General features: G+C 39.9%; 8 protein-coding genes. 4 read left to right on the top strand and 4 right to left on the bottom strand.

The window, feature by feature from the left end:
- Window positions 1-272, top strand: a 272-nt coding sequence (locus ACFQIC_RS19210; RefSeq protein WP_390217697.1) for a hypothetical protein, incomplete at its 5' end; no start/stop codon positions are given.
- 1,649 nt (window positions 273-1,921) lie between these two features.
- Here ACFQIC_RS19210 and ACFQIC_RS19205 read toward each other — a convergent pair.
- Window positions 1,922-2,881 (bottom strand): RluA family pseudouridine synthase, encoded by a 960-nt coding sequence (locus ACFQIC_RS19205; RefSeq protein ID WP_204710742.1) that lies wholly within the window; start codon window positions 2,879-2,881, stop codon window positions 1,922-1,924.
- 364 nt (window positions 2,882-3,245) lie between these two features.
- Between ACFQIC_RS19205 and typA the strand changes: the two genes are divergently transcribed.
- Window positions 3,246-5,087, top strand: coding sequence for a translational GTPase TypA (gene typA / locus ACFQIC_RS19200; RefSeq protein ID WP_204710741.1), 1,842 nt, complete (start codon window positions 3,246-3,248; stop codon window positions 5,085-5,087).
- Between the two features lie 445 nt (window positions 5,088-5,532).
- Here the strand turns inward: typA and ACFQIC_RS19195 are convergent, their stop codons facing one another.
- Both ACFQIC_RS19195 and bshB2 read right to left on the bottom strand, forming a co-directional pair.
- Window positions 5,533-6,297, bottom strand: a complete 765-nt coding sequence (locus ACFQIC_RS19195; RefSeq protein ID WP_204710740.1) for a FixH family protein — start codon at window positions 6,295-6,297, stop codon at window positions 5,533-5,535.
- Between the two features lie 82 nt (window positions 6,298-6,379).
- Window positions 6,380-7,057: a bacillithiol biosynthesis deacetylase BshB2 gene (gene bshB2, locus ACFQIC_RS19190; protein WP_204710739.1), complete on the bottom strand. Its 678-nt coding sequence runs from the start codon at window positions 7,055-7,057 to the stop codon at window positions 6,380-6,382.
- A 203-nt stretch (window positions 7,058-7,260) separates the two neighbouring features.
- Here bshB2 and nadE point away from each other — a divergent pair, with 203 nt between their 5' ends.
- A complete protein-coding gene (gene nadE, locus ACFQIC_RS19185) occupies window positions 7,261-8,010 on the top strand; it encodes an NAD(+) synthase (protein ID WP_204710738.1) in 750 nt (249 codons plus the stop codon).
- A 5-nt stretch (window positions 8,011-8,015) separates the two neighbouring features.
- A complete protein-coding gene (locus ACFQIC_RS19180) occupies window positions 8,016-8,570 on the top strand; it encodes a cysteine hydrolase family protein (RefSeq protein ID WP_204710737.1) in 555 nt (184 codons plus the stop codon).
- 141 nt (window positions 8,571-8,711) lie between these two features.
- On the opposite strand, the gene ACFQIC_RS19175 is transcribed toward ACFQIC_RS19180, so the two are convergent.
- Entirely contained in the window at window positions 8,712-8,843 is a 132-nt protein-coding gene (locus ACFQIC_RS19175; protein WP_390217694.1) for a hypothetical protein, read from the bottom strand.
- Window positions 8,844-9,131: the final 288 nt, after the last annotated feature.

The raw sequence follows: 9,131 nt of genomic DNA, 5'->3' as shown, positions 1-9,131 counted from the left end.
TTCCCTTCAACCTTTTGGCTTACGGCCCATCACCTAACTGTCTACGCTTAAAAGCAGCTGTTACTAACTGCCCTCCAAGACTCGCTACGAGTGAATGGCTAGTTCTTTCTCGACGGGCATCCCACCCGCTATATGTTACGACCTATGCTCGGTCGCTCCAGGAGTCTCCCCCTTCCCCACCGCCCCTTGCCCTATGTTGCTATCGAAATCGTGCTGTTCTACCGCCCCTGTTAAAGCATGAAATATCTGATTTAACGCCAATTGAAGCCTGATGCAGACCAGAGAATATGGCCATCACACAGGTCTATTGAGTCATTAGATTTCAATGGCAATATTCACACAGCACCCCCGATTTTCATAAAAAGGTTTCGTTCTACTCTTCATAGTCATGGTGGATAGTTTCTCAACCCCATGCTCCGATAAAAAGCAACGGAACAGCCATCTTTTTATTCCAACTGCACCTGTACTCCAAATCCAAAACCATGAATTTCCGGATAGTGGGCATGATCATTCGGGAGACGAAAGGATCGAATCCATAAATCCTAATGCGTGAAAATCCTGCCTGTCTACTAGCTAATTGACCATACCCTAGTTTTAAAAAGGAACCAGCGTTAACACTGAAACGTTTATGCAGAGCTTGTTTGAAGGTCGAGGTCTTGAATTGAAAGGATATTAAATGATGTAAGCTGTTTCTTTTAACAGTGTATAGAGATTCAAGAATTTCAGGCTTGAATGTACTGGAACGATTCAAAAAGTCGGTTTCTTTAGCTGTTTGTCTTTCAGAATTCCGGCCAAGTGTGTTTCTTTTGATTTATAAAATCATCTTTCCCTAGAAATTTCTTCTTTCAAGGAAGGATGACGTTTATTAAAGGGATGACGAAAATGTTGAGGTTAGTTTGACGAGTATGCGTCATTTCCCTGACCCCCTTGCGATGAAGCAGAGTCACGGTACATCAACGAATCTTAGAAGTCCACGCAGCCATTGATATAACAGCATGTTTACCCTCTGTTTTCATTAAGGAGGAAGGCCCACTATTCGGGTCCGTTTATGAAAAATAAAGCAGGGAGGGCAGGGAAAACAGGGAGACTCCTGGAGCGACCGAGCATAGGTCGTAACATATAGCGGGTGGGATGCCCGTCGAGAAAGAACTAGCCATTCACTCGTAGCGAGTCTTGGAGGGCAGTTGGTAACAGCTGTCTTTAAGCGTAGACAGTTAGGTAATGGGCCGTAAGCCAAAAGGTTGAAGGGAAAAGCTCCGAAAATCCCTTGTTTGGGAAGGCTGATGCGTTCAGGAGCGTAGAAAGCAACAGGGTTACAGATCGAAAAATGGCAAGAGAGTAGCCTCTTCCTCGGAGTCGATGACCACGGCACGTTATACAAGGATATGTTACGGCAACTCGGGAGATCCTTTAGGTCTCGATAAGAGTAATGACTGACAAGCGATAATAAAGTGAGGACTGTCAAATGCCTAAAGGAAGTCGGATAGCGGCGTAGTACCAATGAAGTTGGGTAATTCTGATGGAGGAAAGGCCGTTACCTGCTATCAACCTTGGAAGGGAAACATTACCTACACTTAGAGGTAGAGAAGTAATGGAAACATAACGGACAAGGATAGCAGAATTTTTGTGAAAGATAGTAGGAAGAGCCGTGTGCGGGAATACCGCTCGCACGGTTCTGTGAGGAGTGAGGAGCCGCACACATAAGTGAAGGCTCCCGCTTACTCGACCGGGAAAAGCGGACTAGACGAGACCCCGCAGAGCGAGAAGCTCGAGGAGACTCGGCGTCTGCCCGCGGAAAGCGAACTGTTTTCCCTGCCCTCCCAAACTCCATACGGCAAACGGATCTTCTTGTTATTTCATCTGTTATTTTAGATTTTTTCCACGGTATTGGAACTACTTATTTATACAAGTCTTCTTTTTACTAGTGACTTTCAGTGCCACTATTTTTAGGTGAAGAAGCAAGGAGTTGCACGTGTTTATTCTCAAATAATTTAGAACTGGGATCTGGTAAAGCTAGACATTCTATATGCTCTTCTGTAAAAGGATGAATAAATGTAAGTTTTGCGGCATGTAAAGCTTGTTTATACTCGTGATTGCTTTTTCCCCCATACAAGACATCCCCTAATAGTGGGTGGCCAATAAAGCTAGTGTGCACTCTGATCTGGTGGGTTCTTCCTGTGTTCAATTGCAGTTTGAGAAGAGAGGCCTTTCTTACGCTATTATAGTCAAGCAATTCATAATGGGTTTCTGCGTTTTGTCCACCTGGAGATACTCTTCTTCTTACGGGGTGATGACGGTCTTTTCCGATCGGTTCATGAATTTCTCCCTTATTCGGCTTTACTTTCCCATGGGCCCAGGCAATATAAGTTCGCTTAATGCTGCGATCCTTTAATTGTTGGCCAAGACTAGCTATTGCCAAATCATGTTTGGCAAATAAAATCGCACCAGAAGTGTCACGATCTAGACGGTGTACATATTTAGGTGTGGCTTCAATTCCATTCATTTGAAAATAAAAAGCAACTGCATTGACTAATGTGTCCGTTTGATCAGGCTGATTAGGGTGAGTATCAAGACCGACTGGTTTATTAACAACAAGTAAATGGTCATCCTCATAGATCACATCAACCTCCATGAAAGTAGGAGCTACTTCCATTTCTTGAGGTTCAAATAATCTAATTCGTAAGGCATCCCCTGTTTGCACCTTCGTCTGTTTCCAATGCCTAGGTTCGTTATTTAGTGTAACTGCCTTCTCTGTACGAAATTTGTGCAGCAACTTTCGAGGGACATTCCATTCTTTTTTCATAATACGTTCGATCGTGAACTCATTCCATTTCTCGGGAACAGTGACTTCTAACCATTCACCTTGTCGTTTCGTTTTCACAGGAGATCCCTCTTTTCATCAGCCACTCACAAATGTGAAGAGGCAAGTCTCGTTTATAATAGTTAAGTTGTACCAGTGGTTAAAAACTAAACAGTCTTCGTGAGATTTAAGCTTGTATTTGTCTAATAACTCCTTAATTCCATGGAAATGATGGATACAGACACTTATGGCGAATATTTTCTATAACCATTCATATTGTACAGCGATTGGTTCTTTTTAAAAAAAGATATGGCTCATATCAAGGTTTTTTTAAAAAATGTGTGTAAAAAATGACAAATTAGTGTACATTAGGTATATATATATGTTTTAATATGTTACAATAGATAAGTTGAATAATTAGCAATTTGAAAGAGGTGTATGCTTCATGCAACACAGAGATGATATTCGTAATATAGCAATTATTGCACACGTTGACCACGGAAAAACAACTTTAGTGGACCAAATGCTTCACTATTCTGGAACGTTTCGTGATAACGAACACGTTGATGATCGCGCAATGGATTCTAATGATTTAGAAAAAGAACGCGGAATTACCATTTTAGCTAAAAATACCGCGATCAATTATAATGACGCACGAATCAACATTCTAGATACACCAGGTCACGCAGACTTTGGTGGGGAAGTTGAACGTATTTTGAAAATGGTAGATGGTGTGTTATTAGTGGTTGATGCTTATGAGGGCTGTATGCCACAAACTCGTTTCGTGCTTAAGAAAGCATTGGAACAAAAACTGACACCAGTTGTCGTTTTAAATAAAATTGACCGTCCGAATTCCCGTCCAAGCGAAGTAGTGGACGAAGTATTAGACTTGTTTATTGAATTAGGTGCAGACGATGAACAGCTTGAATTCCCTGTTGTTTATGCTTCAGCATTGAACGGAACTTCTGGGGATGAGCCAGAAGAACAGTCTGAAACAATGGATCCGATCTTTAAACTGATTATGAACAATATCCCAGCACCACTTGACACTGCAGAGGAACCTCTGCAATTCCAAGTAACATTGCTTGATTACAATGATTATCTTGGTCGTATTGGAGTAGGGCGTGTTTTCCGCGGAAGTATTAAAGTGGGACAGCAGGTATCGCTAATGAAGAAAGATGGTTCTGTTAAAAACTTCCGAGTGTCCAAACTATTTGGATTTATCGGTCTTAAACGTATTGAGATTGAAGAGGCTGTAGCAGGGGATATTATTGCTCTTGCAGGCTTGGAAGATATTAACGTAGGTGAAACAGTATGTCCAAGAGACAATCAAGAAGCAATGGAAATTCCTCGCATTGATGAGCCGACTCTTCAGATGACTTTCCTTGTGAATAATAGTCCATTTGCTGGCCGTGAAGGTAAATATGTAACATCTCGTCAAATTGAAGAACGTCTACTGACTCAGCTTGAGACTGACGTAAGTTTACGTGTTGATCCAACAGAATCACCAGATGCGTTTACCGTTTCTGGACGTGGAGAACTTCACTTGTCGATTCTAGTGGAAAACATGCGACGTGAAGGTTTCGAACTTCAGCTATCTAAACCAAAAGTAATCTTAAAAGAAGTTGATGGCGAAACGTGTGAACCTGTTGAGTATGTTCAAATTGATACTCCAGAAGAATACCAAGGTGCCGTTATGGAATCAATTGGTCTTCGTAAAGGTGAAATGCAGGACATGGTCAATGATGGAAACGGGCAAGTTCGTCTAGAATTCCTTGTACCTTCTCGTGGATTGATTGGATATTCTACTGAGTTCATGACTCAAACACATGGTTATGGAATTATAAACCACACATTCCACGGCTATGCACCTGTAGCTAAAGGTCAAGTTGGAGGACGTCGTCAAGGAGTTCTTGTTTCTCTTGATAAAGGGAAGTCTTCCACTTATGGAATTATGAACCTTGAGGACCGCGGAACGATTTTCGTAGAACCAGGTACAGACGTATATGAAGGTATGATCGTTGGAGAGCATAATCGTGATAACGATTTAACCGTTAATATTACTAAAGAGAAGCACTTAACTAACGTGCGTTCTGCAAATAAGGATACAACAAGTACGATTAAGAAGACTCGTCAATTAACGCTTGAAGAAGCGATCGAGTATCTTGATGATGATGAGTATTGCGAAGTAACACCAGCAGCTGTGCGTCTTCGTAAGAAATCCTTAAACAAGAACGAACGTGAAAAGAATGCGAAGAAGAAAAAGCTTCAGAACGCTGACCTGTAAGTTTTAAGGTCTGAAATATAGAAGCGGGTACATGTTCTAATGTGCTCGCTTCTTTTTTGTGGGTATTTTACGTAATATCAGGGAAAACTGACCATACTTGATAACGGGTTCACTTTTTGTGAGGTGCAAAACAATGAATCTCACCTAAAATCTACAGTAAGAAATGGCTTGGATTATATCCAGGCCATTTTTCTCTTTAATATCTTTAAATGAATCCCTCGATTTTTGAATAACTAGACAGTCATTTGGTTTATGGAATTTTGGGATGACAGGGAAAACAGCTCATTTCCCGCGGGCGTTTGCTGAGCCTTATCGAGTGTAATATAACAACAAAAATACACACGTTATATTTGAGAAATAACGTGTGTACTGATATGTTATTTGATTGTTTACATTTCTGAAGTAAATCCGTTACCACAATAGTTAGTTTTTGCTATATGAATAATCATTCTACAACTTCAACGGGTTGTTCTTTGTGACCATGGATATCTTCATCTGGTTTTTCATAATGCACATTCACCATATATTTACCTGGAGAAGGGAATTCGAAAGTTGTTGAATATTGTCCTGCTTGCTCTTCGGAAGCTTCAATAAATTCATGTTTGTCTAATTGATCGGAACTAATTTCAAACTTTACTTCAGCATTCTCGAAAGGGGCTTTCTTTTGCTCAATGTGTGTAGTTAATTTTGATTCTTCAGTAGCAACGAAATCTTTATTTGTGACCATGTGTACAGTAAATTCTCCAGAATCAGAGTCAGTCGAATTCTCACCGTGTTCATGTTGATCCTCATCCTCATCCTTAGGACCTACCTGTACTTCGGTTTGTGGCATCGTGTGTACATTCCGTGCTTGGGTATGGGCGATGACTTGGTATGTACCTGAAGCTTTAAAGGTGTACATTATCTCGTACACTCCCTCTTCGGTGTGCTTAGCTTCTAATGTTTCTGACTGTTCTTCACCTTCAGCTTCACTCCAAATTTCAAATTCTACATAATCTGCGTCTGTAATCGGCTCTTCGTTTCCTGTCACTATCGCTTGAATGGGTGTCTCTTCACCAATAGGTAAAGGTTCATTTTCGAAATTAACCTCAACGTTAGGCTGGATAACTTCTACTTCGTCTGAGGGAGTGGAGTTATCATCAGTCTCACTCGTGCCGCAAGCAGATAGAATTATTATGAACAAAATAGATAAGATCGAGCGTGTTTTCATGTGTGAAGTCTCCCTTTTTCTCATTTAACTAGTATTAGAATACCATGATTTACTGATTCGTGAAAAAAGCCAACCCTTAAGGTCAGCTCTTATCCCACTTATAAGTGTAAAAATGTTCATTTGTTACCCATTTTAAAGCTTCAGGATCATTATTCTTAATTCCTTCATCTAGCATCTCAAGCATACGAGCGGTTTGCGAAATGTGTGCACGCATGGTATTTAGCTTTTCTTTTTGAACATGTTTAATATCGTGGACGACATCAGGTTCTCCAAGTTCTTTTTCAGTATTATTTGCAAATGCTAGTGCATGAAGGGTAGGTCGCTCGGTTGGATCCATATCTCCAAGCGCACGAACAACAGCTCGAGCAGTTGCTTCGTGATCAGGATGTACAGCATAACCAGGATAAAAACTAATGACAAGGGAAGGTTTAAGTTCCTCAACTAAATCAACGACGAGTTGCTTCATTTTATCATCATCTTCGAACTCTAATGTTTTATCACGCAATCCCATCATTCGCAAATCGCTAATTCCCATTTCCGCAGCTGCTTTAATCAACTCTTTTTTTCGAATAATTGGTAAGCTTTCTCTAGTAGCAAATGGCGGCATTCCGAGATTACGCCCCGCTTCTCCTAAAGTAAGACAGGCATAAGTAACAGGTGTCCCTTTTTTTATATAAGAAGTAATTGTCCCGGAAACCCCAAAGGCTTCATCATCAGGGTGCGGAAAAATAACAAGCACATGTTGTTCTTTATCAATCATTAAGAAGTCACTCCTTGCGATTGTTTCTATATTCCATTATCACGCAAAACTATTATTTTTAAAAGCTATTTGATTTTAATGGGTAAACGCCACTCCTAAGGTACAAAATAATAATTACCTATCCCCATTCTGTAAAAAGTTTATTTCATTAATTTTTCAGGGTACATAATAATGAAGAACAAACTTAGAAAGGGGTGTCTCAAATGGAAAAGCGAGTAGGGCATATAGTGAAGTGGCTACAAGATAAGGTGAAAGAAGCTGGAGCGAAAGGTGCCTTAGTAGGTGTTAGTGGAGGAATAGACTCAGCAGTTGTCGCTTATTTAATTAAACGAGCATTTCCTAATAACTCACTAGGTGTACTCCTGCCGATTAATAAGAGAGTAGAGGATCAGTCTGATGCTTTAGCTGTAGTCGAAAACGCAAGGTTGGATTATGTTGGAATAGAATTAACGGATGCTTATCAGACGACATTTGGTGCAATTCAGGAAAATTTGAAGAATAAAGGTGATTGGAATGAAGGGAACTCTCAATTAAGAGGTGCAAACTTACAGGCTCGTTTGCGGATGAGTACACTTTACGCAGTGGGTCAAAACTATGATTACTTAGTAATAGGAACAGATAATGCGGCAGAAGATTATACTGGTTATTTCACAAAATATGGTGACGGGGGTGTAGATTTAGTTCCGCTCATTCATATGAGAAAAGAAGAGGTTCGAGAAATGGCTAAGTATTTAGGTGTAACAGATACTGTTGTGACGAAGAAACCGAGTGCTGAATTATGGGAAGGGCAGTCAGATGAAGAAGAGATGGGAATTTCCTATAATGCTATTGACGCTTATCTAAGAGGGGAAACTATTAATGCTAAAGATGAAAAAGTTCTTAAAAATCTTCACGAAAGAAGTGAGCATAAACGGCAAGTGCCTGATGGTCCGGCACAGTTTGAAGAGGAGTGAGATGGATGCCCCAAGATAAAGCGCTACTCATCATTGATATGATTAACGACATGGATTTTGATGGAGGAGAGGACCTTCTTGAACACACAAGAAAAACAGTTAAGCCTATTCTAAATCTGAAATCACAGGCAAAAGAAATGGGTATGCCAATTATTTATGTGAACGATAATTTTGGACTTTGGCAAGAAAATGTTTCAGATCTTATCGAAGTATGTAAAAAGGGACGAGGAGGGCCGATAGTCAATGAATTGATTCCGGATGATCATGATTATTTTATTATCAAGCCAAAACATTCTGGCTTTTTTGGTACCCAGTTAAGTATCTTATTAGAACAACTAGGGGTGAAAAACCTTATTTTAACAGGGGTTGCGGGTGATATTTGTATATTATTCACAGCGAATGATGCTTATATGAGAGATTTTAATTTATGGGTACCTAGAAACTGCGTGGCATCTGAAAAGGTATCAGATAACGACAATGCCTTACAAATCGTTCAGCGATCACTATTTGCAAATATATCAAATACACAAGATACAACTATTGAAGATGCTTTTGACTAGGAAAGAGTCTGATAGAAAGTCCAGTACCGTTAAGGGTGTAGGAATGAAAGTGTGATTTCCGTCCCAAGCTTTCCCTGATCGGAAATTGCCAAAAAAATAAAAACCGCTGGATCTCGCAAATGAGATGCAGCGGTTTTATTTTTAATATTGTTGAATAGTAGAATCCTGCTCGAACGTTTCTTCAGGATTTGGCGACTCTTCCATATCAGTATAGCCAACGTAGCTGAATGCGATAACAATAAACAACAATATGCCAAACAAAAACCTTCTCATTATTAAGCCCTCCAAGTAAATGCTATTCGATATACTATACTATATAGACGATGAATCTATGAAAGATATCTACAACAAATTTAAAAAATGTGCTATTGTCTTTAGTTTATAAGTTTTGGCTATGTTAAACGTTCAAGTTGATAGTTGCCCGAGTTGAGGAAGAAGTTTATTCAACCAGTTATCTGGAACAACTCTGATTTCGATATCTATAGTAGGAAAAGAGGGCTTTTGGACAAGCGAGTCTTTCCCACCCCCTATTTATGGAGTTTAACGGAATAAGAAAGGTAA

This window comes from Halobacillus seohaensis, assembly GCF_042663045.1.
Taxonomy (GTDB): Bacteria; Bacillota; Bacilli; order Bacillales; family Halobacillaceae; genus Halobacillus_A; species Halobacillus_A seohaensis.
This window is presented reverse-complemented; position numbering and strand designations above follow the sequence as displayed.